Here is a 233-nt window from a genome sequence, read left to right as displayed (position 1 = left end):
CAGCGGGATTATCTGCTGGCGCTGCTGCGGGCGATGGTTGCGGACGCGGGGCAGCCGGTGGAGCGCATCGACATCCTGCCGGCGGCGGAGCGCCGGTATCTGCTGGAGGAGCTGAACCGCACGGAGGCGGCGTATCCGTCGGAGCGGTGCATCCATGAGCTGTTCGAGGCGCAGGTGCGCCGGGCACCGGAGGCGGTGGCGCTGGTGCATGAGAACGAGAGACTGAGCTATGG

1 pseudogene is annotated in these 233 nt (G+C 69.1%); it reads left to right on the top strand.

Annotated features, from left to right (window positions below):
- Nucleotides 1-233: pseudogene (locus AB4Y34_RS42550) on the top strand (non-ribosomal peptide synthetase module); the annotation flags it as partial.

It is taken from the genome of Paraburkholderia sp. BR10954, assembly GCF_040965775.1.
GTDB lineage: Bacteria > Pseudomonadota > Gammaproteobacteria > Burkholderiales > Burkholderiaceae > Paraburkholderia > Paraburkholderia youngii.
This window is presented reverse-complemented; position numbering and strand designations above follow the sequence as displayed.